The organism is Mycobacterium sp. SMC-4 (assembly GCF_025263265.1).
Lineage (GTDB): Bacteria > Actinomycetota > Actinomycetes > Mycobacteriales > Mycobacteriaceae > Mycobacterium.
The window spans coordinates 690,059-716,877 of the sequence record NZ_CP079869.1 but is presented as its reverse complement, the minus strand read 5'-3'; the positions used below and the strand labels follow the sequence as shown (position 1 = coordinate 716,877).

At 67.0% G+C, this 26,819-nt stretch carries 26 protein-coding genes; 11 read left to right on the top strand and 15 right to left on the bottom strand.

Features of this window, described 5'->3' with window-relative positions:
- Positions 1-30 precede the first annotated feature (30 nt).
- The 3 genes from ponA2 (at position 31) to KXD98_RS03530 (ending at position 3,904) form a co-directional block, all read left to right on the top strand.
- Positions 31-2,502: a transglycosylase/D,D-transpeptidase PonA2 gene (gene ponA2, locus KXD98_RS03540; RefSeq protein WP_260761906.1), complete on the top strand. Its 2,472-nt coding sequence runs from the start codon at positions 31-33 to the stop codon at positions 2,500-2,502.
- A gap of 65 nt (positions 2,503-2,567) precedes the next feature.
- Positions 2,568-3,485 carry an alpha/beta fold hydrolase gene (locus tag KXD98_RS03535; RefSeq protein ID WP_260764962.1) on the top strand — a complete coding sequence of 306 codons (918 nt, stop codon included), beginning with the start codon at positions 2,568-2,570 and terminating at the stop codon, positions 3,483-3,485.
- Positions 3,482-3,904, top strand: a complete 423-nt coding sequence (locus KXD98_RS03530; RefSeq protein ID WP_260761905.1) for a lipoprotein LpqH — start codon at positions 3,482-3,484, stop codon at positions 3,902-3,904. The genes KXD98_RS03535 and KXD98_RS03530 overlap by 4 nt, the downstream gene beginning before the upstream one ends.
- A gap of 7 nt (positions 3,905-3,911) precedes the next feature.
- Here KXD98_RS03530 and KXD98_RS03525 read toward each other — a convergent pair whose 3' ends face one another.
- Positions 3,912-4,721, bottom strand: a complete 810-nt coding sequence (locus KXD98_RS03525; RefSeq protein ID WP_260761904.1) for a DUF1206 domain-containing protein — start codon at positions 4,719-4,721, stop codon at positions 3,912-3,914.
- Positions 4,722-4,848: 127 nt separating this feature from the next.
- On the opposite strand from KXD98_RS03525, the gene KXD98_RS03520 reads away from it, so the two are divergent.
- Complete coding sequence (locus KXD98_RS03520; protein WP_260761903.1) at positions 4,849-5,847, top strand: alpha/beta fold hydrolase; 999 nt, start codon at positions 4,849-4,851, stop codon at positions 5,845-5,847.
- A gap of 33 nt (positions 5,848-5,880) precedes the next feature.
- Here KXD98_RS03520 and KXD98_RS03515 read toward each other — a convergent pair whose 3' ends face one another.
- The 3 genes from KXD98_RS03515 to KXD98_RS03505 are packed head-to-tail and all read right to left on the bottom strand — an operon-like array spanning position 5,881 to position 9,151.
- Complete coding sequence (locus KXD98_RS03515) at positions 5,881-6,579, bottom strand: DsbA family protein (protein ID WP_313901264.1); 699 nt, start codon at positions 6,577-6,579, stop codon at positions 5,881-5,883.
- Entirely contained in the window at positions 6,576-7,364 is a 789-nt protein-coding gene (locus KXD98_RS03510; protein ID WP_260761902.1) for a maleylpyruvate isomerase family mycothiol-dependent enzyme, read from the bottom strand. Before KXD98_RS03510 ends, KXD98_RS03515 begins: the two co-directional genes overlap by 4 nt.
- Before the next feature lie 56 nt (positions 7,365-7,420).
- On the bottom strand, positions 7,421-9,151 hold the full coding sequence (locus KXD98_RS03505) for a VanW family protein (protein ID WP_260761901.1): 1,731 nt from the start codon (positions 9,149-9,151) through the stop codon (positions 7,421-7,423).
- Between the two features lie 136 nt (positions 9,152-9,287).
- Between KXD98_RS03505 and KXD98_RS03500 the strand changes: the two genes are divergently transcribed.
- Positions 9,288-10,586: an alpha/beta hydrolase gene (locus tag KXD98_RS03500; RefSeq protein ID WP_260761900.1), complete on the top strand. Its 1,299-nt coding sequence runs from the start codon at positions 9,288-9,290 to the stop codon at positions 10,584-10,586.
- Here KXD98_RS03500 and KXD98_RS03495 read toward each other — a convergent pair.
- The 3 genes from KXD98_RS03495 to KXD98_RS03485 form a co-directional block, all read right to left on the bottom strand.
- Positions 10,562-11,707 (bottom strand): serine hydrolase, encoded by a 1,146-nt coding sequence (locus KXD98_RS03495; protein ID WP_260761899.1) that lies wholly within the window; start codon positions 11,705-11,707, stop codon positions 10,562-10,564. The genes KXD98_RS03500 and KXD98_RS03495 overlap by 25 nt on opposite strands.
- A 139-nt stretch (positions 11,708-11,846) precedes the next feature.
- The gene (locus KXD98_RS03490) at positions 11,847-13,331 is read right to left on the bottom strand and encodes a serine/threonine-protein kinase (RefSeq protein ID WP_260761898.1); all 1,485 of its coding nucleotides are present in this window, start codon (positions 13,329-13,331) and stop codon (positions 11,847-11,849) included.
- Between the two features lie 72 nt (positions 13,332-13,403).
- Entirely contained in the window at positions 13,404-14,771 is a 1,368-nt protein-coding gene (locus KXD98_RS03485) for a wax ester/triacylglycerol synthase family O-acyltransferase (protein ID WP_260764960.1), read from the bottom strand.
- A gap of 92 nt (positions 14,772-14,863) precedes the next feature.
- Between KXD98_RS03485 and KXD98_RS03480 the strand changes: the two genes are divergently transcribed.
- The 5 genes from KXD98_RS03480 to KXD98_RS03460 all read left to right on the top strand — a co-directional run bounded on the left by KXD98_RS03480 (position 14,864) and on the right by KXD98_RS03460 (position 20,745).
- Complete coding sequence (locus tag KXD98_RS03480) at positions 14,864-15,043, top strand: hypothetical protein (RefSeq protein WP_260761897.1); 180 nt, start codon at positions 14,864-14,866, stop codon at positions 15,041-15,043.
- Between the two features lie 17 nt (positions 15,044-15,060).
- Positions 15,061-16,845, top strand: a complete 1,785-nt coding sequence (locus tag KXD98_RS03475; RefSeq protein ID WP_260761896.1) for a thiamine pyrophosphate-requiring protein — start codon at positions 15,061-15,063, stop codon at positions 16,843-16,845.
- A 36-nt stretch (positions 16,846-16,881) separates the two neighbouring features.
- Positions 16,882-17,892: a TerC family protein gene (locus tag KXD98_RS03470; RefSeq protein WP_260761895.1), complete on the top strand. Its 1,011-nt coding sequence runs from the start codon at positions 16,882-16,884 to the stop codon at positions 17,890-17,892.
- Positions 17,893-18,285: 393 nt separating this feature from the next.
- Complete coding sequence (locus KXD98_RS03465) at positions 18,286-19,920, top strand: fatty acyl-AMP ligase (RefSeq protein ID WP_260761894.1); 1,635 nt, start codon at positions 18,286-18,288, stop codon at positions 19,918-19,920.
- 42 nt (positions 19,921-19,962) lie between these two features.
- Positions 19,963-20,745 carry a GAF and ANTAR domain-containing protein gene (locus KXD98_RS03460; RefSeq protein WP_260761893.1) on the top strand — a complete coding sequence of 261 codons (783 nt, stop codon included), beginning with the start codon at positions 19,963-19,965 and terminating at the stop codon, positions 20,743-20,745.
- Here KXD98_RS03460 and KXD98_RS03455 read toward each other — a convergent pair.
- From KXD98_RS03455 to KXD98_RS03440, 4 genes are all read right to left on the bottom strand, one after another.
- A complete protein-coding gene (locus tag KXD98_RS03455; protein WP_260761892.1) occupies positions 20,742-21,500 on the bottom strand; it encodes a GAF and ANTAR domain-containing protein in 759 nt (252 codons plus the stop codon). The two genes, KXD98_RS03460 and KXD98_RS03455, sit on opposite strands and share 4 nt — an antisense overlap.
- A gap of 34 nt (positions 21,501-21,534) precedes the next feature.
- Complete coding sequence (locus KXD98_RS03450) at positions 21,535-22,245, bottom strand: GAF and ANTAR domain-containing protein (protein WP_396883092.1); 711 nt, start codon at positions 22,243-22,245, stop codon at positions 21,535-21,537.
- Positions 22,246-22,324: 79 nt separating this feature from the next.
- On the bottom strand, positions 22,325-23,452 hold the full coding sequence (locus KXD98_RS03445; protein ID WP_260761891.1) for an acyl-CoA desaturase: 1,128 nt from the start codon (positions 23,450-23,452) through the stop codon (positions 22,325-22,327).
- A 141-nt stretch (positions 23,453-23,593) separates the two neighbouring features.
- Positions 23,594-24,790 carry a glycosyltransferase gene (locus KXD98_RS03440; protein ID WP_260761890.1) on the bottom strand — a complete coding sequence of 399 codons (1,197 nt, stop codon included), beginning with the start codon at positions 24,788-24,790 and terminating at the stop codon, positions 23,594-23,596.
- A 223-nt stretch (positions 24,791-25,013) separates the two neighbouring features.
- Here KXD98_RS03440 and KXD98_RS03435 point away from each other — a divergent pair, with 223 nt between their 5' ends.
- On the top strand, positions 25,014-25,145 hold the full coding sequence (locus KXD98_RS03435) for a hypothetical protein (RefSeq protein WP_260761889.1): 132 nt from the start codon (positions 25,014-25,016) through the stop codon (positions 25,143-25,145).
- A gap of 29 nt (positions 25,146-25,174) precedes the next feature.
- On the opposite strand, the gene KXD98_RS03430 is transcribed toward KXD98_RS03435, so the two are convergent.
- From KXD98_RS03430 to KXD98_RS03415, 4 genes are all read right to left on the bottom strand, one after another.
- Positions 25,175-25,618 (bottom strand): DUF5994 family protein, encoded by a 444-nt coding sequence (locus KXD98_RS03430; protein ID WP_260761888.1) that lies wholly within the window; start codon positions 25,616-25,618, stop codon positions 25,175-25,177.
- Between the two features lie 238 nt (positions 25,619-25,856).
- Positions 25,857-26,060 (bottom strand): cold-shock protein, encoded by a 204-nt coding sequence (locus tag KXD98_RS03425; RefSeq protein WP_260761887.1) that lies wholly within the window; start codon positions 26,058-26,060, stop codon positions 25,857-25,859.
- A 113-nt stretch (positions 26,061-26,173) separates the two neighbouring features.
- On the bottom strand, positions 26,174-26,659 hold the full coding sequence (locus tag KXD98_RS03420; protein WP_260761886.1) for a DUF5994 family protein: 486 nt from the start codon (positions 26,657-26,659) through the stop codon (positions 26,174-26,176).
- Complete coding sequence (locus KXD98_RS03415) at positions 26,656-26,793, bottom strand: hypothetical protein (protein WP_260761885.1); 138 nt, start codon at positions 26,791-26,793, stop codon at positions 26,656-26,658. The genes KXD98_RS03420 and KXD98_RS03415 overlap by 4 nt, the downstream gene beginning before the upstream one ends.
- Between the last annotated feature and the right edge of the window lie 26 nt (positions 26,794-26,819).

Sequence of the window (26,819 nt, the reverse complement as noted above, 5' to 3'; positions counted from 1 at the left end):
CACCACCCCACCCCTGTCTAGGCTGACCCCATGCGCGACAGCGGTCGGGCAGCGTGGCAGACGATCGCGAAGCTGGCAGGGTGTTGCCTGGCAGCGGGGATGCTGGTGGCCGCGCTGATGTTTCCGGTGGCCGGCGGTGTCGGTGCCACGCTGATGGGCATATCCGACTCTGCCAGTGCGGAATCCACGCAACTCATCGCCGGTGAAGCCCCGCTTGTCTCCACCATGGTCGACGCCGAGGGAACTCCGATCGCGTGGATCTACGAGCAGCGCCGCTGGGAGGTCCCCAGCAATCGCATCGCCAACACGATAAAGCTGGCCGTCGTCGCGATCGAGGACAAACGCTTCACCGAACACAACGGCGTCGACTGGCAAGGCACCCTGACCGGCCTGAGCGGCTATCTGCGCGGCGACCTGTCCACCCGCGGCGGCTCCACCATCGAGCAGCAGTACGCCAAGAACTTCAACCTGCTGGTGACCGCGCAGACCAACGCCGAGCGCCGCGCCGCCGTCGAGCTCACCCCGGCGCGCAAGCTGCGTGAGATCCGGGCTGCATTGGCGCTGGACGCGGCGCTGCCCAAGTCGGAGATCCTGGCCCGCTACCTGAACCTGGTGTCGTTCGGCAATGGCGCCTACGGGGTGCAGGACGCCGCGCGCACCTACTTCGGCGTCAACGCCGCCGACCTGAACTGGCAGCAGGCTGCACTGCTGGCCGGGCTGGTGCGCTCCCCCACGTCGCTGGACCCCTACACCAACCCCGACGCGGCGCTGCAGCGGCGAAACCTGGTGCTCAACACCATGATCGAGAACCTGCCCGCCCACGCTGACGAACTGCGCGCCGCCAAGGCCACGCCGCTGGGTGTGCTGCGTCGACCCAACCCGCTGCCGCAAGGCTGCATTGCCGCCGGTGATCGCGCCTTCTTCTGCGACTACGCGCTGCAGTACCTGACCCGTGCCGGACTGAGTAAGCAGGACGTGGCCCGCAACGGCTTCCTGATCCGCACCACCCTCGACCCCAAGGTGCAGCGCTCCGTCAAGAGGGCGGTGGACGAGCTCGCCGCCCCCACCGCCGTCGGCGTGGCCAGCGTGATGAGCGTGATCACCCCGGGCAAGGAGCGCCACGACGTCGTCGCGATGGCCGACAACCGCACTTATGGCCTGAACCTGTCCGCCGGCCAGACAGTGCAACCGCAACCGTTCTCCCTCGTCGGTGACGGCGCCGGCTCCATCTTCAAGATCTTCACCACCGCCGCCGCGCTGGAGATGGGCCTGGGCATCAACGCCACCCTTGATGTCCCCCAGACCTTCCAGGCCACCGGCCTGGGTGACAGCGCCGACCCAAGCTGCCCAGCCAAGACCTGGTGTGTGCGCAACGTCGCCGGGTTCGCCGGCCAGATGAACGTCACCGACGCGCTGGCCAAGTCACCCAACACCGCGTTCGCGAAGCTGATCGCCCAGATCGGGGTGCCCCGCGCGGTGGACATGGCGGTGCGGCTGGGACTGCGGTCCTACGCCGAGCCGGGCACCGCCCGCGACTACGACCCCGAGTCCAACGAGAGCCTCGCCGACTTCGTCAAACGCCAGAACCTCGGGTCTTTCACGCTGGGTCCGTTGGAACTCAACGCGCTCGAATTGTCCAATGTGGGAGCAACTCTCGCATCGGGTGGTGTCTGGTGCCCACCGAACCCGATCGACGCGGTGTTCGATCGCCACGGCGCCGAGGTCCCGCTGCAGACCCAGGCCTGCGAGCAGGTCGTGCCCGAGGGGCTGGCCAACACGCTGACCAACGCGCTGGGCAAGGACCACACCGGCGGCACCGCCACCGGGGCAGCAGGATCGGTCGGCTGGGACCTGCCGATGGCGGGAAAGACCGGCACCACCGAGTCGCACCGCTCGTCGGGCTTCCTGGGGTTCACCAATCGCTATGCCGCGGCGAACTACGTGTTCGACGACTCCCCGGCCCCCTCGGGCCTGTGCTCCTATCCACTGCGCAAGTGCAGCAGCGGAAACGTCTACGGCGGGACTGAACCCGCCCGCACCTGGTATCTGGCGATGGACCCGATCGCCGGGGACTTCGGCCCGGTGGCCATGCCGCCCACCGATCCGCGCTACGTCGAGGGCGGACCCGGCAGCGAGGTGCCCGGCGTGGCCGGGATGAAACTCGACGCGGCCCGAAAGAAGTTGGCCGACGCCGGTTTCCAGGTCGCCCCGGAACCGACCGCGGTGAACAGCGGCGCTGCGCGGGGCGCCGTCATCGGCACCACACCGCGCGGAAGGACGATTCCCGGGTCGATCGTCACGATCCTCACCAGCACCGGGATCGCCCCGGCGCCGGTGTATCAGCCACCCCCGCCCGACGCGCCGCCGCCCCCTCCACCCCCGGACGCACCACCGCCCCCGCCGCCGCCCAACGTCATCCAGATCCCCGGCCTGCCGCCCATCGTGCTGCCGTGGGCACCCCCACCGCCACCACCCCCCCCTCCTCCGCCCCCGCCGGCGTGACGGTCCCGCCAAACCCCCACGCAGCCACCCACCCCCGCCCTACCCTCACCACAGTGGCAAACCCCATGCGGCACCCGATCGCCGTCCCTCGCACCGAGAAGCCACGGGCCGAGGGGCGCTTCTATCTGCCCTCCGGCCGTCGTCTCGGCTTCGCCGAGTTCGGCGACCCCACCGGTGACCCGGTGCTGTGGTTTCACGGCACGCCGGGCGGACGCCGCCAGTTCCCGCTGTTGGGCCGCCGCGCCGCCGAGAAACTCGGCCTGCGCGTCGTGGTGGTCGGCCGCCCCGGCAGCGGACTGTCCGACCCGCACCCCTACGCGTCGATCGCCGACTGGGCCCACGACGTCGCCCACGTCGCCGACGCGCTCGGCGCCGAGCACCTCGCGGTGGCGGGCCTGTCTGGCGGGGGTCCCTACGCGCTGGCCTGTGCTGCCGTCCCGCCGCTGGCCACGAGAGTCAAAGCCGTCGCCGTACTCGGCGGCGTCGTCCCGTCCGTCGGCCCCGACGCGCTGGCGTCCGGCGTCATCGACCTGGCGCGCCGCTTCGCCCCGCTGCTGCACGCGCTCCGCCAGCCCCTGGCGCAGACCACCAATGCCCTTATCCTGCCGATCATCCCGCTGGCCCACTACGCCTGCCGGGCCTACGCCGGTATCGTCCCCGAAGGTGACCGCCGCGTCCTGCACGACCCCGAGATGGAGGCCATGTTCGTCGACGACCTGGTGCTGGTGTCCAAGGGCGGCTTCCAGGCCATCATCGACGACGCACGCCTCTTCGGCCGTGACTGGGGATTCCGGCTGGCCGACGTCGCCGCCCCGGTCCGCTGGTGGCACGGCGACGCCGACAACATCGTGCCGCTGCACTGCGCCCAAGCCGCCGTCGATCGCCTGCCCGACGCCGAACTTCTGCTCCGTCCCGAAGAAAGCCACCTCGGTGGCTTCGCCACCGCCGACGAAGTACTCACCTTCCTGAGGGCACACCTATGAACACACGTTTAATCCCGATCCTGGCCGCCGCGACCCTGGCCGCCGGCTGCGGCCTGACCGGTACGGCATCGACCGAGCCCCCGGCCCAGTCCGGCCACCTGCGCATCGACGGCCGCTCGCAGACCACGCAGTCGGTGCTGTGCACCCAGAACGGCTGGCTGCTGACCATCGACGCCAGAGGCAACCAAGGCCGGGCTCAGGCGTTCGTCGAGCTGGGCGGTGAGCGACCGGTCGTCACCGCCGTCACCATGCAAGGCATCGAAGACCACCACGGCGTCGCCGACAGCACCAACGGCGACGCCGTCGCCACGGTCACCGACGGTGACGTCTACACCATCACCGGCACCGTTGTCGGCAGCGACGGCACCACCCCGGGCCAGTCGCGGCCGATGCCGTTCGAGATCAAGGCACCATGCTGATCGGCCGTCACATTCGCGAATAGCGGGTCAGCGCAAAGCTATACAGGCCATAGGCCGCGAAGCCCGCGGCGGCGGCCACCAGCAGCGCCTGCCCGAACTGCGCCTGACCGATCGCCTCGACCGCGGCGTCCAACCCCCGCGCCCGCGTCGGGTCGTGCAGAAACGACGCGCCGATGACCGACACCCCGGCGGCGAACAACACCACCCCCTCGCCGATATGGCCGAACACCCCGAGCACCAAGATCAGCGGCCCGCCCGGGACGGTGAGATCCCCCAGGAACTTCTTCGAGGCGCCCTTGTAGACGAAGTAGGCGCCGAACGCCGCGATCGCGGCGCCTACCGCCACCAGCACGGCCGTGCCGCCGTCAGACTGCATCAGCCGGGCGCTGAGCCCTTCGGCCCGCTCGCTGCCCTGCCGGCCGACGCCCAGCGCGAACTGCACGGCGGCGAACGCCAGCCCGAGATACACCAGCGCCAATCCGAATGCCTTGAGCCGGTTGACAAGCGGGGACTCCCGCATGTGGGCGAAGCTGTGTTCCCCGGGGTGCAGGCCCAGCACCGTCTCGGCGAGCCGCCAGGCGGCCAGCGCGCACAGTCCGAACGCGACCACCCACAACGATGTCGCGCCACCGCGCTGGTCGGCCAGCGTCGCCAGCGCGCCCGTCTGGTCGGCGTTGCCCGGCGAGCCGAATGCGATGCGCAGGATGATGTAGGCGATGAGCAGGTGCAGCAACCCGCTGACCGGATAGCCGGCCCGGGCGATCCATTCCACAGTGCGGCTCCCGGTGGCTCGGTTCACCGCGCCCTTGAAGCTCATGGTCCTCTGCCCTGCCGCAACACCGGACACGGCTACCCGAGGCTTTGGTCGGCGAAACGACGCCGGCCCCGACATCAGGGCCCTTCGCCTCTAGGGGGCCGACGCGTCGTCGGCCACCTTGACAGGTATGAGACGTCCGGGCCTGACCAGACCCTTCCGCACGGCGGCCGGCGCCGCCATCCCCGAGAGCATCGCGGAGGTGGGCTACTGCCGACTCGGCGGGGTTGACCAGTGGGTGCTGATCCGCGGCCGCGACCTGGCCAACCCGCCGCTGATCCATCTGCACGGTGGACCGGGGTTCAGCGAAACGCGCCTGCTACGACATTTCAACGCTGAGCTGGAGGATCGGTTCACCGTCGCCTACTGGGACCAGCGCGGCGCCGGCAAGTCGTTCCACCGGGGCATCCCGCGGTCCTCGATGACCGTCGAACAGTTCCTCACCGACCTCGACGAACTGGTCACCACGGTCTGCGCCCGCGTCGGCCAAGAACGGGTGGTGCTGCACGGACACTCGTGGGGATCCCTGCTCGGCGTGCTCTATGCCGATCGGCACCCCGAACGGGTCGCGGCCTATCTCGGCACCGCCCAGATCGGCGACGCGGCGGCTGCGGAGTCCGCGTCGTACGCCTGCGCGCTCAACGCGGCCGAGCGGCGCGGCCACGGCAGGGCGCTGAAGGCGTTGCGCGCTATCGGTCCGCCGCCGTACCCGGCGCACAGTGTGTTCTCCGAGCGCACCTGGCTGCAGCGCCTCGACGGCCAACTCTCACCCCGATCGTTGTGGAAGTTGCGTGGGGCGGTGCTCGGCGGCGGCCGGGAATCCTCGCCGCTGGACCTGGTCAACGAGATCCGCGGCTTCCGGTTCACCATGGACGCGATGTGGCGCGAAGCCTCCGCGTTGAACCTCCTCAGCACCGTCCCCGCATTGCGCATGCCGGTGATATTCCTGCTCGGGCGACGCGATCACTGGGTGCCACCCGACACCAGCGTCGCCTACTTCGATGCATTATCGGCACCGTCCAAGCGACTGGTCTGGTTCGACGAGTCCGGTCACGAACCGTTCGTCGACGAACCGTCGACCTTCAACCGCGCGGTCATCGACGCGGTGGGAGCGCTCGTTTCACCGTAAGCGCTTGCTAACCAATAGGACTCATGTCGCGCCTCACTGCAACTTGTCGAACGGGATGACCTTGCCCCGGTTGATCGACACCCAGTCCCTGGCCTCCAGGTACGGGCGCAACGTCTCGACGATCGCCTGCTGGTCGGCCGGAGTCTTCGGCCGCTGCAACTCGTAGAGATGCGGGAACTCCGTCCACGCGACGACGGCGTCCCACAGCCGCACCGCCGCCGCACCGCTCGGTGGGTCGATGAGCACCGGACCGAACAGGCACTGCCCGTCAGGGAAGAACAGCGTCGGCACCCCGTAGCCGCCGGCATCGACGACGCGCTGATGGTCGGCCATCACCTCGTCCCCGGTCGTCGGGTCGGCGATGGCTGCGTCGACCAGCCCCGGATCGAAACCCAATTCTGCCAAAAGATGTCGGGCCACGGCCTTTTCGTGCGGCTTGTGACCTTCGACGTGCAACGCCCGCGCCGCGCGCTCGTACCACGCGTCGACGTCGGCCATCGACTGCCGACGCAGCAGCGCGGCGATGCGCATCATCGACCAGCCGTAGGACCACTCCCGCTCCCACGGGTGCTTTTTCCCCTCCTGACGGTTGATCTCCTCGAGACTGAAGAACCGCCAGTTCACCTCCAGCCCGGTCAGCTCGCGCACCGCGCGGATCCAACGCGACGTCTGATAGGCGAACGGGCACATGACGTCGAAGTGGAAGTCGACGGACGTCACGTGCTCGGTCACATCGTGAACCTCAGGTTGCGTGCGGCACGATCACCGAGCTCGTCGTCGCCCTGCCAGCTGATCGCGCCGGAGTCGATCTGGGCCTGCGGATCGATGCGCCCGCAGGCCAGTTGGATGAACGTCGTCGAATCGGTCGTCACCGTCACGTCGGGGTCGTCGAGGTGGTCGACCCGCGCGGCCCTGCCGTCGACCTTCACGTGCAGCTGACGGCGAATCGGCCCGGTGAGGTCGAACGTCAAGCTCTTGCCCTCGGGCAGGCCGACTTTCTTTCCAACGATGTAGCCGATCGAGTTCTCCACCTGGGCCAGCGCCATCTCCGCCGCGACACCGGTGTCGTCGGTCGTGCGTCCGAGTGGGGTGGTGATGTCGCGTTCGTGTACCCAGATGTCGAAGACGCGGATCTGCAGGAACCGGCCGTAGGTGCCAGGTCCCACGGGCATCCAGGACGGGCGCTCAAGATCCGCGGCCGACAGCCCCGCCAGATCGCGGCGGCGCAGGTCGAACACCGCACGCATCTTCTCCAGATACGGGGTCTCGTCGTTGACGAACTCGGTGGCGCGGTCGAACGAGGGCAGCGTCGTCACGTCCTCGGGCAGCCAGCCCACCATGACCGCCTCGATGCTGACGACGTGGTCGAACACGCCGCGGGCGGTCCAGTCCGGGCAGAGCGACTGCGCCTGCCATTCGTCGTCGCGCAGGTCAGCGCAGAGCGCTTCCATCGCGGTATAACAATGCTCCAGGGCGCCGCGGATCTCGTCCAGGCTCCAGGTTGTCGGGGTCGTCACAGCTCTTCTTTAGTCCTGTCATCGGCTGCACACTCGCGAAATACGCGAAATTGCCGTCAGCCTCCGCACACCACCGTGGGAATCGGGTCGTAACGCACGGTGTGCGACTCGCGGCGAGTATCGCCGGTGACGATGTCGCGCAGAGTGCGGGTGTCGGTGATGGTGAATCCCGGTGCGCCGCTGCTGGCGCTGCACGACTCCCCGTCCGGGATGGTGATCGTCCTCGGGCTCGTCGGCGCCGACCGAGGACTCTGCGACGACGTCACCTCGTAGCGTTTGATCCCGACCACTTGCACGGTGATCGACGATGATGTCCAGATGGTCTGGATCTGCACCGGGGTCGGTCCGTCATTGCGGAACTTGACGTCGATCGCCTCGCCGTACACGGTGGCCTCTCGGCCCGCCGGATAGCGGCTGATGTAGTAGCTGTGTTCCTGATGCTCGACGAGCTCCATGCCCGCGAAGTACGCGGCGTTGAACAGCGTGGTCGCCACCTGGGATACGCCTCCCCCGACGCCGCTGTCCGGTCGGCCGTTCAGGATGATCCCGGCCTCGACGTAGCCGTTGGCGGCGGTACGCGGGTTGGTGGCGTCGTTGAGGCTGAACGTCTCCCCGGGAGCGACGACGATGCCGTCGATGGCGCCCGCGGCGCGTCTGATGTTCACGCCGGAGTCACCGGCGAAGCCGGACGTCTGGAACTCGCCGATCACCTCAACGGGACCGAGCTCCTCGATATCGGCGGTGGTGAACGTCGCGGGTTCGTCCACATAGACGGCCACCAGCTCGCGGTCGGTGGTGTCGGTCAGCACGTCCATCAGGTCGGCGAGGGTCTGGTCGTAGTCGATGCGACGGCCGTCCTGTGACGGCACTTTCACCGGCGGGGACACCGCGAAGTCGATGGTCGCGTCGCGCCGAGGAGTCTCGGACTCGGCGAGCTGGGGTCCGGCCACGTCGGCGATAGCGGTCTCGTCGACGGTCGCCACGATGTCGCCGTCTTCGATGTCGAACGTCAGTGCTGCGGCGATGACGTCCTCGTCGATGGTCGCCCGGGTGTCGTCGTCGCCGGTGATGACCAGCGGTGCAGAGACTGCCGGCGCGGCGATGTCGTCGATGGCGGCGTCGACGTCGGACGCCGTTGTCCGGGTGGGCAAATCCACGACGGGCAGATCCACGGTGGCGCCGGCGGCCCAGTCGCGCTTGAGGAGATCGCCGGCAGCGTCGATGTCGAGCCGGCGGCCGGCCTCCGGAAGGATCGCGACGGGTTCGCGGCCCTGGAAGCGCACGGTGCCCTCGACCGGATCCTGGGCGACGTTGGCCCCCAGTTGCTCGAGAGCCGCGGTGAGTGCCGCGTCGTCGGCGGTGGACACGACGCCGATCTCCCGCGAGGTGAACAACGACGCGATACGGATGAACGGGTTCAGGGGCTGGGCCCCGGCCTGGTCCACGGTGGCGCGCCAGTCGACGGACAGACCGGCCGACACCGGGTCGATGTAGCTGTGCTCGGGGCCGGCGGTGACGGGAATCGGTCTGGTTGCGCGCGGGATGACCTCGGCGCGCAACCGTTGCTCGGCGTCGTGCAGCGTCAGACCGCCGATGTGCACGCCCGCAGCGGTCACTCCCCGGACCACTCTGTCTTTGCTGTACAGCAGGTCACCGAGGTAGGCGCCGATCAGCAGCGCAAACGGGGCCGCGACGAGCGCCAGCAGCCGCCGTCGACGCCGGGACATCGGGGGTTCGGCTGGTGCGGTCGCAGCAATGACCTGTGGTTGCGCTCTGTCGGCCCGCATTCCTTTTCGATCCTCAACTCATCGCTTGCGCTGTTCTCACACACGTCGGCGGGCAAGCACTGACGCCAGCCTAGCGATTGGAGACCGACGTTGCCTGGCCACGAGCCGGCCACGGCATGCCTCCTATGGTGAACAGATGCGCAAAGCTCGTGTCATTCACATCGCCCGCCAGGTCGGGGCGTTGACGGTCGCGGCGGTGACCGCGGCGTCCACGCTCAACGGCTACCGGCCGCTGGTGCGGCGCGGACAACCGTCGGTTGTTTCGTTCGGCTTCGGTCTGGTGGTGAGCGAGTTCCCGCTGCAGACACTGGCCAGCCAGCTCGGCGGGCTGGCGTTGACCGCCCGTCGGCTGACCCGTCCGGTGCGCGCGATCGCCTGGGTGGTGGCCGCCATGTCGGCGGTGGGTCTGCTGAACTTCAATCGCGCGGGCCATCGGGCCGGGATTCCGTTGCGGCAAGCCTTGGACAGCGGTCTGGGCGCCGATCGGCGTACGGACTCGACCGGCCTGTGGCGCCGAGCCGCAGGCGCCGGCACCGCCAAGAGCCCCGGCGCCCTGCGGATGCTGCGGATCTACCGCGACTACACCCACGACGGTGACATCAGCTACGGCGACTACGGCAGCGCCAATCATCTCGACATCTGGCGGCGTCCCGATCTCGACCCGACCGGGAAAGCGCCGGTTCTGTTCCAGATCCCGGGCGGCGCCTGGGTCACCGGGAACAAGCGCGGACAGGCGCATCCGTTGATGAGCCACCTCGCCGAGCTCGGCTGGATCTGCGTGGCGGTCAACTACCGGCACAGCCCCCGCAACACGTGGCCAGACCACATCATCGACGTCAAGCGCGCGCTGGCATGGGTCAAGACGCACATCGCCGAATACGGCGGCGACCCCGACTTCATCGCGATCACCGGCGGCTCGGCCGGCGGCCATCTGTCGTCGCTGACCGCACTGACACCCAACGATCCGCGGTACCAACCGGGCTTCGAAGACGTCGACACCCGGGTACACGCCGCCGTGCCGTTCTACGGCGTCTACGACTTCACCCGCTTCGACGACGCCATGCATCCGTCAATGCCGGAGCTGCTCGAGCAGATGGTCATCAAGCAACCACACTCCACGAGCTTGGCGGCCTATGCCGACGCGTCGCCGGTCAATTACGTCGCCGCCGATGCTCCGCCATTCTTCGTCCTGCACGGCCGCAACGACTCGCTGGTTCCCGTCGAGCAGGCGCGGGCATTCGTCGCCAAACTGCAGGACGCCAGCACCCAGCCGGTCGTGTACGCCGAACTGCCGTATGCCCAGCACGCGTTCGACATGCTGGGCTCGGCGCGCGCGGCACACGCCGCGGTCGCCGTCGAGCAGTTCCTCGCCGAGATCTACGCCAACCGACACCCGGCTCAGGCCGGTACTCAGGACGCGGCGAGTTCGGCGTAGACCGCCGCCTCGAAGGTGAGGATGGTCTCGACCATCTTGTCGTCGAAGAACGGCAGCAGCTGTGTGGCGATGACTGCGCCGATCCCGGCCTTGCGGTCGATCCAGAAGAAGCTGTTGAACAGCCCCGACCAGTCGGCCGAGCCGGCGCTGCGCATGCCGGGCAGGTCCACCAGGTACAGGTGGAAACCCAGGCCCCATCCCTGCGGCACGTCGAGCAGCTCGACCGGTTTGGCCAGTTCGGGAATGGTGGGCTCCATACCCTTCGGCAACGGCGCACCGTCGAGGTGATCGCGCAGCGCCAGCTCCACCGTCTCCACCTTGAGGATGCGCGCCCCGTCGAGCTCTCCGCCGTTGAGCCAGGCTCGCACGAAACGCCCGTAGTCGGCGATGGTGCCGTAGGACCCGTGGCCGGCGGCGTCCCACTCGGACTGGGCCGGCAGGTCGATATCGGTGGCCACCAGGCTGCCGTCCGGCGCCCGAAAACGGATGGGCAACAAGCGAGCCCGCTGCTCGTCGCTCGGGTCGAAGGTCGAGTTCGTCATGCCCAGCGGGCCGTAGATGTGCTCAGCAAGGTAATCGGCCAGCGTCTGGCCGCTGACGGCCTCGACCACCATACCCAGCCAGTCGGTGCTCACGCCGTACTCCCAGACCGTGCCGGGATCGTGCACCAGCGGTGCGCTCAGGCTCTGCTTGATACCCGAGAGCGGATGCGGGAAGTCCTGCTCGGTGCAGTAGGCGAACAGTTTCTCGTTGAGGAAGTGGTAGCCGCAGCCGGCGGTGTGGTTCATCAGATGCCGCACCGTCGCCTGCGTCTTGGGTGCCCGCAACACCGGCTCACGACCGTCAAAGCGTTCCAGCACCTGTAGCTCGCCGAACTCGGGAACCAGGGACGCCACCGGCGCGTCCAGGTCGATGCGGCCCTGCTCGACGAGCTGCAGCGCCGCCGTGGTCGCAACGGCCTTGGTCATCGACGCGTTACGGAACATGCTGTCCGGCTTGGCATCTCCAGCTGCGCCCTGGTAGAGCACGCCGTCGCGGCTGACCACGGTCGCGGCGACGCCATGCAACGCACCATCGGCGGTCACGCCGCGGAGAAGATCATCGATTCGCTCGAACGCCATCGTCAGGCTCCTCTGGTCACTGTGCACGAGTGTGGTCGCGGCTCTCGCGAGCCATCTTAGGTATCCGTGGCCCCCTTCAGACTGCGGTCAGGGCGGAAAAGTGCGAGAGGACCCCACCGTCAGCGCAGTCTCAACGCGCTCAGGGGCCGAACTCGAGCGCCGGCTCCGCGGAATCCACGCTCCCGCGGCTGGAAATCGTCAACTGCGACGGCTGCACATCATAGCGCGCCCCGTCATCCGGATTCACCGCGACGAACCCGTCCCCCGATCGTCGCGCGTCGTCGAGCCTGATGTTGGCTCCGTCGCGCAACCGCTCCCCGCGGTAGTAGTAGTCACCGTCATCGGTTTCGCAGATGATCGCCAGCGACAGCGACGTCCGGATCGCCGCTGCCGGCGTGCTCTCGGAGTCACAGCGCGCCGTATGGCCCACGAAGCCTTGCGAATCGGTGCCCGATACCCCGGAGATCCCGTCTCCGTCGGTGGTCGGCGACGGCGGAGCCGATGTGGTGGGCGCAGGCGCCAGCCGGGTCTGCGGCGCCGACCCGGTGCCCCCGCCACCGAACACCAGCACCAACGCCAAGATCAGTGCCGCAACCAGCAATATAGCCGTCGCGGCCATCAGGCCGAGCTGTCCCGACCCGAACCGGCGAGCGGGCGGCGCAGGCCGAGCAGCGGCCGGCGGGTACGGCGCATACCCCGTCTCCGCCGGATTCGGGTACACCCGGGAGAACTGCCGCGTCGAGGTCGGCGCCTCGTCGGACATCGCAGCCGGAGCCGGCGCCACCGGGCCCGACACCGCCGCCGACGCCGCGCGCGCCAGCTCCCCGGCCGACGGGTACCGCGCGCCCGTGGTCTTGGCCATCCCCCGGGCCACCACGTCGTCGAACGCCCGCGGCACGCCGCGACGCATGATGCTCGGCCGGGGCGGCGGTGCGAACATGTGCGCGCTCATCACCTGCCGCAGATCGCCCGCGTCGTACGGGGCCCGGCCGGTCAACGCCTCGTAGAGCAGACAGGTCAGCGAGTACACATCCGAGGCCGGGCCGCCCCGGTCTCCGCTGAACCGCTCCGGCGCCATGTAGGCACTGGACCCGACCACCAACCCGGTCGAGGTCACCGACGCCTCCCCACCGCCGTGTGCGATGCCGAAGTCGACCAGGTACGCAAAGTCGTCGGATGTGAGCAGCACATTCTCCGGCTTGATGTCGCGGTGCACCAATCCGTTGGCGTGCGCGTCGTCGAGCGCTGCGGCCACCTGGCGAATGATCAGGGCCGCCCGCGCCGGCGGTAGCGGCCCATCGCGGCGCAGCACCTCCTTGAGGCTGGCACCCTCCACCAACCGCATGTCGATATAGAGCACACCGTCGATCTCGCCGAAGTTGTGCACCGGGATGACATGCGGCTCCTGCAACCGTGCCGCCACCCGCGACTCGCGGCGGAACCGCTGCTGAAAGCTCGGATCCGCGGCCATCTCCGGGCGCAACAGCTTGATCGCCACCATGCGCTCGCGCTCGGTGTCGTAGGCGCGGTACACCTCGCCCATGCCCCCGACCCCGATCAGCGACTGCAGCTCATAGGGCCCGAACCGCGTCCCGAGCCGAGCGCCACCCTTCGGGGAGCTCACATCCCGTCCTCTCCGTTGCCGAATGCCGGGCGATAGGTTTCCCGCATCCCGCGGCCACCTAACCGTCCCGCGTCAGCAGCGGCGCAGCAAGTTGTCGAGCTCGGTCTGGAATCGGTCGGCCAGATCCCACAGGTCACCGGCCAGTTGCGGGCACGAGATGATGCCGATGTTGAGCTGGTCATCCAGCGACATCACCGTGATGTTCAACCCGGAGCCATGGAAGATCGGCCCCAACGGATACAGCGCGGTGACCTGCGCCCCGCAGCTGTACAGCGTCATCGGGGGCCCGGCCACGTTGGAGATGACCACATTGTGGATCGCGGTGCTGCTCAGCGGGGTGCGTGAGAGCAGCCCCAACAGCCACGAGTAACCCGTCCGGGAGATGCTCTGCGCCAGGTCGACCAGCACCGTCGGACCCAACGACGCACTGTGCTCCTTGGCGCGCGTGTTGGACTCAGCGATGGTCTGCAGCCGCTCCAGCGCATCCTCGACGTCGGTGTGCAGATTGCAGAACATGCCCGACAGCTGGTTGCGCCCGGGCCGGTCGGACTGCCCGTGCACCGACGCCGGGACGACCGCGATCAGCGGCTTGTCCGGCAGTTCGTCCTGCTTGGCCAGGAAGCCGCGCAGCGCCCCGGCGCACAACGCCATCACCACGTCGTTGACCTTGACCTCAAAACAGTTCTTCACCGTCTTGACATCGTCGAGATCCAGTTGGGCCATCGCGATGCAGCGCTCCGAGGTCAGCTGCGCGTTGAAACGCGTCATCGGTGCCGTGAACGGCGCGGCCATCGCCTTTCCGGTCAGCGCCCGGTTGACCGTCTTGGCGATCAGCATGGTCGTCTCCGGGATCACCCGGGCCAACTGCAGCGGGCGGGTCGCGAACCGCACGAACCCGTCCGCAGCGATCTGCAGCGCTGACGCATCACCCGGACCGTCGACCGGATCAGGTGGCGGCGCGTCGGGTTCGGCGTCGAGCAGTTGTTCGAGCAGATTGGCCGCCGACACCCCGTCGACCGCCGCGTGGTGCACCTTGACCATCACTGCCAGCCGATCGGCACCGGTGCCCTCGATCACCCACAGCTCCCACAACGGCTTGCTGCGATCCAGCGGCACCGACGCGATGTGCCCACACAACTGCGCCAATTCCTCGCGGCCCCCGGGTGCCGGCACCGCAACGCGGCTCAGGTGCCGCGACAGGTCGAACTCCTTGTCCTCCACCCACACCGGATGGTCCAGGTTCAACCCACTGTCGCCGAGCTTGGTGCGGAACTCCGGCACCGCGGGAATCCGTTGTGCCAGCTCGTCGCGGAACCGCTCGAAGCTGTAGCCGCCCGGCACCGTCGAGGTGTCGAGCTCCAGCACCGAACACACATGCAGCGGCACCGTCGACGATTCGCTGTACAAAAGTCCCGCATCCAGACCACTGAGCCGCTCCACCCAGCCGACGTACCCCAACTGACATCCGCGTCAAACGGGTTTCGCCACACCGACCGCGGGTAGCCGCACCTCGACCCACCCGAGGAGCCACCATGAACGACGTCGACGCGGCCAGAGAAGCGGACCGAGAACAGGTCAGGAACCCGGTCGAGATAGTCACCGACACCGCGATTCTGATCACCCACGGCCTGCCGCTCGACGATGGGGTGGCGGCCTACGACATGTTCAAGAACAAGTCACAAGGCTGCATCCGCTTCGCGCTGCGGCCCTGAACGAGAGATCACCGATCATGACAGAACTGGTTGCCGACGCCCTGGTGCGACGTCTCCAACAGTGGGGCGCGACAAGGATATTCGGATACGCCGGCGACGGCATCAACACGATACTGGGCGCGCTGCGACGCGCCGAGGAGCCCGAGTACGTGGCCACTCGGCACGAGGAACTCGCCGCGTTCATGGCCTGCGGTCACGCCAAGTACAGCGGGGAGGTCGGGTTGTGCCTGGCCACACAGGGCCCCGGCGCGATCCATCTGCTGGCCGGCCTCTACGACGCCAAGTTGGACCGCCGCCCCGTCGTTGCGATCGTCGGGCAGGTGGTCAGCACCGCGCTGGGCAGCGGCTACCTGCAGGAAGTGGATCTGCACGCGTTGTTCAAGGACGTCTGCGCGCAGTACGTCCAGACCGTGTTCGCCCCTGAGCAGGCACTGACCGCGCTGGACAACGCGATGCGCACCGCAATCGCCACGTCCACCCCGACCTGTCTGATCATCCCGCACGACGTGCAACAGGCCGAGATGCCCGACGCGTGGGCCCACACCCACGGGGTGGTGCCTTCGGCGCCGAAGTCCGCCCGGCCGACCATCACCGCACCCCCCGAACAGATCCGCGCCGCCGCTGACGTCCTCAACGCCGGGCGCAGGGTGGCGCTACTGGTGGGTCGGGGCGCGGCCGGCGCCGCCGACGAGATCACCACCCTGGTCGACATCGTCGGCGCCGGCGTGACCACCTCGCTGCTGGGCAAACCGGTCCTCGACGAATCCCTGCCCTGGCACACCGGGGTGATGGGCCACCTGGGCACCACCGCCAGCGCGGAACTGATGGCCAACTGCGACACCCTGCTCATCGTCGGTAGCAACGACCCGTGGACGGAGTTCTACCCCGCCCCCGGGCAGGCTCGGGCCGTCCAGATCGACATCGAGCCGCGGGTGCTCGGCGCCAAATACCCCATCGAGGTCGCGGTCAGTGCTGATGCGCGCCAGGCGCTTTCGGATCTGTTACCGCTGCTCGATCGCAGCACGGACCGCAGCTGGGAACAGCAGATTCACCACTGGACCGGGACCTGGCTGGCGCTGGCCGAACAACGCTGCCGCGAGCAGACGGTCAACGCCAACCCGGAGTTCGTCGTGCACGAACTCTCCGAATACCTGCCTGCCGATGCCCGGGTGGCCGTCGACGTCGGATCCGCCACCTACTGGTACGCCCGGCATCTGCGGCTGCCGCCCGGGGTGCCCGCGCACGTGTCGGGCTACCTGGCTTCGATGGGCTGTGCGCTGCCGTACGGCATCGCCGCCAAGCTCGACACCCCGGACCGGCCCGTCGTCGCGCTCGTCGGCGACGGTGCGATGCAGATGTCGGGACTGCTGGAGCTGATCACCATTGCCCAACGCTGGCGACAGTGGGCGGACCCCCGCTTCGTGGTACTGGTGTTGCACAACGCCGACCTGTCCGAGGTGTCCTGGGAGCAGCGCGAGATGGAAGGCGACCCGCGATTCCCCGCCTCCCAGGATGTTCCGTCGTTCCCCTACGCCGATTACGCCGAGCTGCTGGGCCTGGGCGGCATCCGGGTCACCGAGTCCGCCCAGGCGAGTGTGGCGTGGCAGCGGGCGTTCCAGGCCACCCATCCGGTGGTCATCGAGGCGGTGGTCGACGCGGCCACCCCGCTGCTGCCACCGCTGATGCCCGAGGCCAAGGCCGACAAGATCTATCACGCGTTGCAGACCGACGCCGACGGCAAGGCCGCTCGGGACCGGGTGGACCGGCAACGACGCGCCGAAACGGTCGTCCACGAACGCTGAGGATCCGGTCCTCCCGCGCTGCTGTACAAATAGAGAATGCTCGACATCAGCCTGCTGACCTGGGTCGTCACCGTCGGTGTCATCGTCGGCCTGCTGGCGGTCGACCTGATACTCGCGGCAATGCGCCCGCACAAGGTCGGGTTCCGGGAGGCGACAGCGTGGTCGGTGTTCTACATCGCGGTCGCCATCGGATTCGGTCTGTGGTTCATGTGGGCCTACGGCAGCACCGCGGGCACCGAGTACTTCGCCGGCTACATCGTCGAGAAGAGTTTGTCGGTCGACAACCTGTTCGTCTTCGTGATCATCATCGCGACCTTCGCAGTGCCCGAGGAGCATCAGCACAAAGTGCTGACCTTCGGCATCATCCTGGCGCTGATCATGCGGGCGATCTTCATCGCGCTGGGTGCGACGCTGATCGCGCTGTTCTCGTTCATGTTCCTGCTGTTCGGCATCCTGCTGATCTGGACCGGCATCCAGCTTTTCCGACACCGCGACCAGGACCCCGACATCGAGAGCAACATCATGATCAGGGCGACCCGGCGGTTCATCCCGATCAGCAACGAGTACGACGGCGGAAGGCTGTTCACCCGCGCCAACGGGCGAAGGGTGGCCACCCCGCTGCTGGCGGTGCTGATCGCGATCGGCAGCGTCGACCTGCTTTTTGCGTTGGACTCCATCCCCGCGGTGTTCGGCATCACCCGCGAGCCCTACATCGTCTTCGCGGCCAACGCGTTCGCGCTACTCGGGCTACGGGCGCTGTTCTTCTTGGTCAAGGGTCTGCTGGACCGGCTGGTGTACCTGTCGACGGGGCTGTCGATCATCCTGGTGTTCATCGGGGTCAAGCTGGTGCTGCATTGGGCGCACGTCGACATCAATCCGGACATCCCCGAGATCGACACCTACGTGAGCCTGGTGGTGATCGTGGTGATTTTGACCATCGTCACCGTGGCCAGCCTGATCAAGACGCGGCGCGACCCGACCGCCAAGGCGCACCCCGGATCGCTGCGCGCCACCAAGTCCGAGAGGCAGCGCGACAGCGCTCCCTGAGCAGCGAGAAGGTGGCAACCCGGCGCAACTACGACGCCACGCCGGCGTCGCAGTCGGGTTGAGTCCACCGATGTGTCACAAGGCGCTACCCTGAAGCCAGGTTGAATTTCCAGCCTTCCGGAAACGTCGCGGCGGCGATCTGATCCCCGCCGGTGAGCGTCAGCCGACTTGACAGGTGTGCAAGCGGTCCCCGGGGGGTCTGGTGTCGAGATCAGCGCAGACGCGGCGCGCATGGCAGACGCTGACGCTGCTTGCCCGTACGATCAGGACGTCTGAAAACTCCCCCGCTCGATCGGACCGGGGTCCAGCTGGGCTATTAGCGCCGACAGTCGAACTCCAGCGGCTACCGCAGACCACACGCGCGTCAATGCGCCACGTCCAGAGGGGCCCGTCTTGAGCAGCTTTACCGACACCATGTACGCCAACGCCCGAATCAGCACCAAGGGGCTCAACACCGGCGAGCCACACGCCCCCGTCCGGCAGTCCTGGGCCGAGGTCCACGACCGGGCCCGGCGGGTGGCCGGCGGGCTGGCTGCCTTCGGTATCGGCCCCGGTGACGCCGTCGCCGTGCTGGCTGGAGCACCTGTTGAGATCGCCCCGACCGCCCAGGGCATCTGGATGCGCGGTGCCAGTCTGACCATGGTGCACCAACCCACCCCGCGCACCGACATGGTGCGCTGGGCCGAGGAAACCACCGCGGTGATCCGCATGATCGACGCCGCAGCCGTGGTGATTTCCGACCCCTTCATGGCAGCCGGCCCTGTACTCAGCGGCATGGGAATGTCCGTGTTGACCATCGAAGACCTCCTCGCCGGCACCCCCGTCGAGCCCCTCGACACCAGTGACGACGACATTGCGCTGATGCAATTGACCAGTAGTTCCAGTGGATCCCCCAAGGCCGTGCAGATCTCGCACGCCAACATCGTCGCCAATGCCGACGCCATGACCCAGGGATGCCATTTCGACATCGACCGTGACGTGATCGTCAGCTGGTTACCGTGCTTCCACGACATGGGGATGACCGGTTATCTCACCGTGCCGATGTACTTCGGCGCGGAACTGGTCAAGATCACGCCGATGGACTTCCTGAGCGATATTCTCCTGTGGCCCAAGCTGATTGACAAGTACAAGGGCACCATGACAGCGGCCCCGAACTTCGCCTACAACCTGCTTGCCAGTCGGTTGCGTCGCCAGGCCACTCCCGGCGACTTCGACCTGTCCTCGCTGCGGTGGGCGCTGTCGGGCGCCGAACAGGTCGACCCACTCGATGTCGAGGACCTCTGTAGCGCCGGAGCCCCTTTCGGTCTCAACCCGGAAGCGGTCATCCCCGCCTACGGCATGGCCGAAACCACGGTCGCGGTGTCGTTCTCCGCGTGTGGCGGCGGGATGGTCGTCGATGAAGTGGACGCGGATCTGCTTGCCGTCCTGCACCGCGCGGTACCTGCCACCAGAGGCCACACCCGCCGGCTGGTGTCGCTGGGCCGTCCGTTGGGCGGGCTCGAACTCCGCGTCGTGGCCGAGGACGGCTCCGAGCTCACCGCGCGCGGCGTCGGCGTCATCGAAGTCCGTGGCGCCTCCGTCACCAGCGGGTACACCACCGTTGCCGGGTTCATCCCCGCTCAGGACGAACGAGGCTGGTACGACACCGGCGACATCGGTTATCTCACCGAAACCGGTGAGATCGTGGTGTGCGGCCGCCTCAAAGACGTGATCATCATGGCCGGGCGCAACATCTACCCCACCGACATCGAGCGGGCGGCCGGTCGCGTGCATGGGGTGCGCCCCGGCTGTGCGGTTGCGGTCCGGTTGGACGCAGGCCGGTCGCGGGAATCCTTCGCCGTGGCGGTCGAGTGCAAGAACTTCGACGATGCCGCCGAGGTCCGCCGAGTGGAGCGACAGGTTGCCCACGAGGTTTTCGCCGAGGTCGACGTCCGCCCGCGCAACGTGGTCGTGCTCGCGCCGGGCATCATCCCGAAGACACCCTCGGGCAAGCTGCGCCGCGCACACGCACTGTCGCTGGTGAACTGACCTGCAGATCAGGGCTTGAGACGAGTACCGTCTCAGCTCAGGATGGCTGACTTCGACGCACAGACCGGGCGGAAGCCGCACGAGGAGCTGTCGGCCGCACGATGTGAGGCCGACGAAATCGACCTGCAGGCCGGCCTGGCAGGCGTCACGGGCATCGTGGCGGGGGCACGCCCGGTGGACGACCTGCTCGCTTTGGTGGCAGGGTTCGCCGCGCACGCCATCCCCGCCACCGACGGTGTAGGGATCTCGATGGCCCGTTTTCAGCACGATGCAATCGAGATCCATTCTGCCACAGCGGATTTTGTATCAGTGATCGAACGGGCCCAGTTCGACGAACTCCACGAGGGGCCCTGTATCACCTGCATGCAGTCCCGTCGCGCCACGGTCAGCGGATCGCTGGGTAGCGACAGCCGGTGGCCGCACTTCGGTGGTCGGGCCGCCCGGATGTCAGTGCACTCGGTGCTGGCACTACCTCTTGTCGTCGACGGCCAGGTCATCGGGGCGATCAACACCCGTGACGCTTTCGGCGAGCACGCGGTCGCGTTGGGGTCGCGGTTCGCCGCGACGGCCGCGGTGTCGGTGTACAACGCGCAGCTCCTGGCCAACGCGCGGGATCGCACCGAGGGCCTGCAGCACGCCCTCACCAGTCGTGCGGTGATCGATCAGGCGATCGGCATCATTCGGGCCCGGACCGGAGTCGACGCCGAGGAAGCCTTCAAACGGCTCAGACAACTCAGCCAGTCCGACAACGTCAAGCTCACCGCGATCGCCGAACGACTGGTGGACGAGGCGGTGCGACGTGCACGAGCGCGCCACCGGCCCTAACGTGCCGACGACTGCGCGAACTCGGTGATCGAGGCGACCAGTCCCGGCCGAGCCAACCGGTCGGTCATCAACCTTCGCGCGAATTCACTCAAGTGTTCTCCGTGTGCGCGACAGTACGAGCGCAGTATTGCGAACGCTTCCTCCACTGACACATCGAGAATGTGGCGCAGCAGCCCCTTCGCCTGCTCGACGACGACGCGGTTGCCCAGCGCTGCCCGCAGCTGAGGAACCACGGTGGACGGCGTGGGTGCCCGTTCCTGCAGGATCGCGACGCAGGCGATGCGGGAGAGGGTCTGGGCCGCAAGACGGTCAGCGTCGGTGAGCTCCCCGGTGGCCGTACCGAACAGGCCGAGCGCACCCAGGGCACTACCGGCCGCGCGCATCGGCACCGCGTACACCGACACGAACCCCCCTGAACGGGCGGCGGGCACGAACTTCGGCCAGCGCGCGGCAGCGAGCTCCAGGTCGGCCACCGAGACCGGCTCACCGGAGGCGTAACAGTCCAGACACGGCCCTTCGTCGGACTGGAGCTGAAAAAGCTCGAGCTCCCGAGCCGCCTCGGTGGTCGCCGCGATCAGGTGGAGTTTGCCGAAGGGGTCGCCCAGGAGAAAACCGGCTGCGTCTACGTCGAGCAACTGTGCGCAGCGCTCGGTGAGCTCGGTCAGCAGATCCACCACGTCGAAATCAGCGAGAAGATGGTCAACCAATTCGATGACGGTGTCCAACACCCGCGCCTCGGACGGATCGACAGTCATGGTGCTCTCCTTCCCGGAGCCTTCCTTGAATTGGTCACTCGGCCTCCAGGTGTAGCCGGCGGTTGAGGATGTCGCGCGCGACGTCGCTGGCCCCGCGGCCGGTCGCGTAGGCGTGGGCGCGCAGCCGCAGGAGGGCTTCGGTGGGCTCGATGGACAGCTGCGCGACGAGCATCCCGGTAGCCTGGCTGACCTCCGCACGTGACAGCGCGTTCAGTTCGACCCACGCCGTGCTGTTGGGGTCGCTGGCCGCGGCGCGCAGGTCGGTGTCGAGCAGGTCAAGCAGGGGGATGCCGGCGAGTTCGGCAGCGATGGCCGCGCCGATCAGCTGCTCGTCGGAGAGCGCGCCGGGGCGTACGCGGAAGAGGTCGAGTGCGCCGATGTACTCTCCGGCGACGACGATGGGCATGGCGTGCACCCCGCGGATATGGAGCTGGATCATGGCGGGCCCGTAGAGGGGCCAGCGTTGTTCGAGGGGGTCGGCAAGGTCGGCCACCAGGACCGGGGCGCGTTGAGCGACCGTCTCCAGGCACGGGCCCTCGCCGACAACGAATTGCAATTCGTCATAGGTCGCTGCCTGTGCGTCACTGCGTCCGAGGGTACCGGTGTTGGCGCCGTCGAAAACCAACGAGATGGCCGCCGCATCGATCTTGAACAGCGTCACACAGGCCTCGCACAACCGATCGGCCGCATCAGCTCCGTGTCGGCCCTCGATTGCGGCGGAGAGCTTCTCGTGGACGAGGATCATCGTGTCGACCTGCGACGCGCCAAGGACGGAAAACTCCACCTACCACGCGCCTTCGTCGAGGGCGCCGCGGAGCACCTGGTCACCGGAACTTCTTTTCCGAGGCCGTCTCTGGAGCATCGTCACTTGTTGCGATGAGCAGTGTGTCAGGCAGCGCGAGTTTGTGAATGGTGCGCAACGTCAGCAGGTACTGGTAGGGCAGTGAGCCAGTGGTGTAGGGCAGTCCGTACTTCTCACACACTTCTCGGACCCGAACCGCGATCTGGGCGTACCGATTACTCGGCAACTCGGGAAAACAGTGGTGCTCGATCTGATAACAGAGATTGCCGCTCGAAAAGGCTAGCAGGCGACCGGCTTTGAAGTTCGCAGTGCCGAGAATCTGCCGGAGGTACCACTCCCCCCTCGTCTCGTTGACCAGCACGTCGGGGCTGAACTTCTCGGCGCCATCGGGGAAGTGCCCGCAGAAGATCACCACGTAGGCCCACAGGTTCCGCGCGAGATTTGCGATGCCGTTGGCGGCCAGCGTTCTGCGCCAACGCCTTCCACTGAGCGCCGGCCACAACGCGTAATCTTTGGCAACCTGCCGGACGATCTTGCGCCCCAGGGTTCTCCGAGAAAGAGAGACACGTTCGACATCTCCGGCTGCTCGGTCGCGTTCGGAGTGCACACCGTGCAGCGCGATACCCCACTCGAAGATCACCGCCAGCAGCATGTTGCGTATCGGCTGGATCAGGTGCTCGAGCTTCCACTGTTCGTCGCGGGTCACCCGCATCACGCCGAAACCAAGGTCATCGTCGACGCCGACGATGTTGTTGAACACGTGGTGTCGGTAGTTGTGGGAGTAGCGCCATTGCGCCGACACTGCCACCATGTCCCACTCCCAGGTGCTCGAGTGGATCTCGGGATCGTTCATCCAATCCCACTGTCCGTGGCTGACGTTGTGACCGATCTCCATGTTCTCGACGCTTTTTGCGAACGCCAGTGCCGCAGTGCCCACCAGCCATCCGGCCCGTGACCGACTGACGCTGAGGAGCAGCCTCGCGGCCAGGTCGAGGCTGCGTTGGAACGCGATCGTGCGCCGTATGTAGGTCGCGTCGCGCGCTCCCAGCGATACCTCGATGTCGTGCCGGATGGCGTCGAGTTCGTAGCCCAACGACTCGATATCCTCGTCGGTCAGATGGGCATATGCGGCGATGTCGGCGATGGCCAAAGGTTTCCCTGTCGATGTGTCCGGATGGCAGATCTGGGCTCACGGTGAGAACCGGATACGGAAGCGGACCACCAGCCAAAATCGAGAGACCGCGCTAGTTCGTCGGCGTGCTGTCCAGCGTAATGACGCTCGTGACAAGGGTCAATCTGGGATCGCGGGCGCTTCCAGGCTGGAGGAACGCTGTAGGCGGGCACGCCGCTCGGCGAGCACCCGACGTCCCAACTGCACGTAGCTGTCGGCCACCGCCGACCAGGCCATAGTCGGCGCCAGGCGTCGGGCCTCGGCAGCCATCGCACCGGCCAATCGTGGCTTGGTAAGCACCCGGCGCAGCGCCGAGGCCATCGCGTCGGGGTCATCATGGTCGACCACGATTCCAGCCCCACCCTGCAGCAACTCGACCGCGTGGGGGAAAGCGGTGGCCACGACCGGCCTACCGCTGACCAGTGCGTCGACGAGGATGGCGGAGGTGTCCTGGTCCGTCGAGTCGTACGGGAGCACCACCGCAGAGGCCGATTGGATCAACGTTGTCAAAGCCGACCGGCAATATGACCGGTCATCGAAATCCACCGAGTCGGCCACGCCGGCGCGCTGGGCCTGTGCGATACGCGCATCCCGGTAAGTCTCACCATCGGTGGACAATGTCACGGGGTGTGTCGGGCCCACCACCATGTACCGTGGCCAGCCTGGCACGTCACGCAGCGAACTCATCGCATCGATCACTCGTTCCACGCCTTTACCGGGCCTGAGAAACCCCCACGTCAACAGCACCGGCCTGCTCCCGCGTTTGAGCCTGGGGCCGGCCGGCACGGTACCCCCGTAGGAAATCGTGGTGACCTTCGTTCTCTCGACCGCATAGTCTCGACATAGTCGCTCCCTGGCTGCCTCGGACATCACCACGATCCGGTCGGCGGTGGCGGCTATCCGCTCGAGCACCCACCGCTGATGTGGTTCGGGGGCTTTCAGGACCGTGTGCAGGACGACCACCGACGGCACCTCGAGTGTGGCGATGACCTCGAGAAGGTCCGCACCGTGCACGCCACCGTAGATTCCGTCCTGATGCTGGATCAGTGCGACATCACTTTGATTGAGCAGTTCTGCGCACGCCGCCAGCGAGGGCCGGGAATCGTTGACAAGTTCGCCGATGACCCTGGCGTTCGGCGATGACGACGCTGAGTCGGCAACTCGCACTACGCCGACATCAGAACCGCGCAGAACCAATGCATCCGAGAGCAGATCAGCGAAGCGCGCCGCGCCGCACTGACTAGGTGGATAGGCACCCAGGATTGCGAAGCTGACCGCTTGTTGCGGAATACGTTGGGCCACAGCAGGTGACAGCATGGATTCAAACGTAGGTACGGTGTTCAAGACACTCCCGCCTGATGGCTTGTGTTGACGCGTCCGGCACAAGCCGTGGCTCGATCGACGCCCATTGTCAAACTCCGGACTGACCAGGACCCCAACGTTATCCAGGCTACACCCCGCAGAGAGCCCCTCGAACGAGTGCTGAAGGGTACTGTCGATCTGAGCGGGTCCCCCCAGGCCCCCACGATGAAGGGCCGTCATGTCTGATAAGTCACCGCGACAATCGATGTCGAAGAAGTCCGGGAAATCCGTCAAGGCCAAGCGCGCGGACAAGCATGCCAAATCAGCGGCCAAGGCCCGCGCCGCGGATGCGCGCGACGAGAAGCGCTGAGGCACAGCGCTTTCGGTGAGCTCAATGGGTTAAGTAGCAAGGAGAGTACCTACGTCTGAAACGTCTTCTGGCGTGGCAGCGGTCATCATGGCGGAATGCGCATGCTCGGGATCGCTACCCGTCGGGACGACCAGCAGTAGGATCTCATCACCCCGGGATCCCGTGATACCGATGGTGTGGAACGGTTGGCGCACATAGCCGTCGAGTCGAACAACGCCACCGCCGATCCGGACCTTGCGCGCTGGGACAGCCCATTCGGCGAGGTTGTACGTCACCCGGGTGGCGGCACCGATGCGAACTGCCAGGACAGCCAGGAGATCCGGAAGTTCGCCGGCCAGATCGTCGCTATGCGGCCACCAGGCTCCGTCGACCTGGCCGGTGCGAACTGCCTTGCGCTTTAATCGTAGCCGCGGAGTGTTCTCTGGTCCGCCCTCACGCGTGCTGGTGTCGGAAGTGATCGTTGTACGCACCATTCGGGGTCCCGTCTAAGTCTTTTCAAAGACTCGAATATGGAATCAGCGACGACGCGAGCTACTTGGATGCCGCGTGCGAAACCCGCCGATGCCCCAACTCTACTCCGATGGTCCCGCGAGGGATGCCGAGATCTTCTTCGGCGGCGTGAAAGGCAGAGAACCCGCGTGAATGCCACTTCACGAAAAAATGTGGGCCGGTGAGATCACTCACCGGCCCACATTGAGGTCTTGGTCTGCCTTAGATGGCAGTCACTCGAACGGCCTGCGGCCCCTTGTTGCCTTGTTCGATCTCGAACTCGACACGCTGGTTCTCCTCCAACGACCGGTATCCGTTTCCGCTGATCTCGCTGTAGTGAACGAAAACGTCACCCGCGTCGCCATCGGGGGCGATGAAGCCGAAGCCCTTGTCGCCGTTGAACCACTTCACAGTTCCCTGTGCCATACTATTTCAACTTCCTCATGTGATATGGATGCCGACAGGCACCCTCGGCCAGGCTAGCACGCCCGCTGCACGTATGGGAAACGTGACCGCGAAACATACTGGCGTGCAATTGATTAAGAGTTGATGGGCTCTGCCCACTTGGCGCTTTCGGCCTCGGCGAGGCGCAGCACCGTCTGAGCGGTGTCGAAGAGTTTGGAGTCACCGTTGCCGGCCCAGGTGGGCAGACCGGCCGCCACACGCAGCACGATCGAACCGAGCGCCTGGGAGGTCATGCTCGGCACCACAATCAGTTTCGCGCTGGCGTCGACGCCCTTGACCACCATCAGGCGTGGACGCCTCGACAGATCATTGCTGCGCATCAATCGCGCCCCGGTGACGATCGTCTCGAGATCGAGCTGCCCCTCGGTGGCAGACCAGTTGATCCGGATGTCGACGACCTCGCCCAGCGTGCGGTGCAAAGCACCGATCAGATCAGGCAGTTCCGCGGCGATCAACGCCGTATGTGGCCACCAGGCGCCGTCGATCACGCCGCCGAGTTCGCGAGCCAGCGTGGCCCGAACGGGCTTGGAGGCCCGCCGCGACCGCGCGATCCCGTTCACGACGCCGAGGCGTCGGAGGAGTTCTTGCCCGGCTGGTCGGAGAAGACGGGAGCCTGCACGGGCTCGTGGGAGTTGTGGTCCGAAGTGGTGACCTGCGGCGCCTGCCGATGGGAAAACAGTTCAGACGAATCCATAAGACATGTCCTTGAGTGGTACGGGC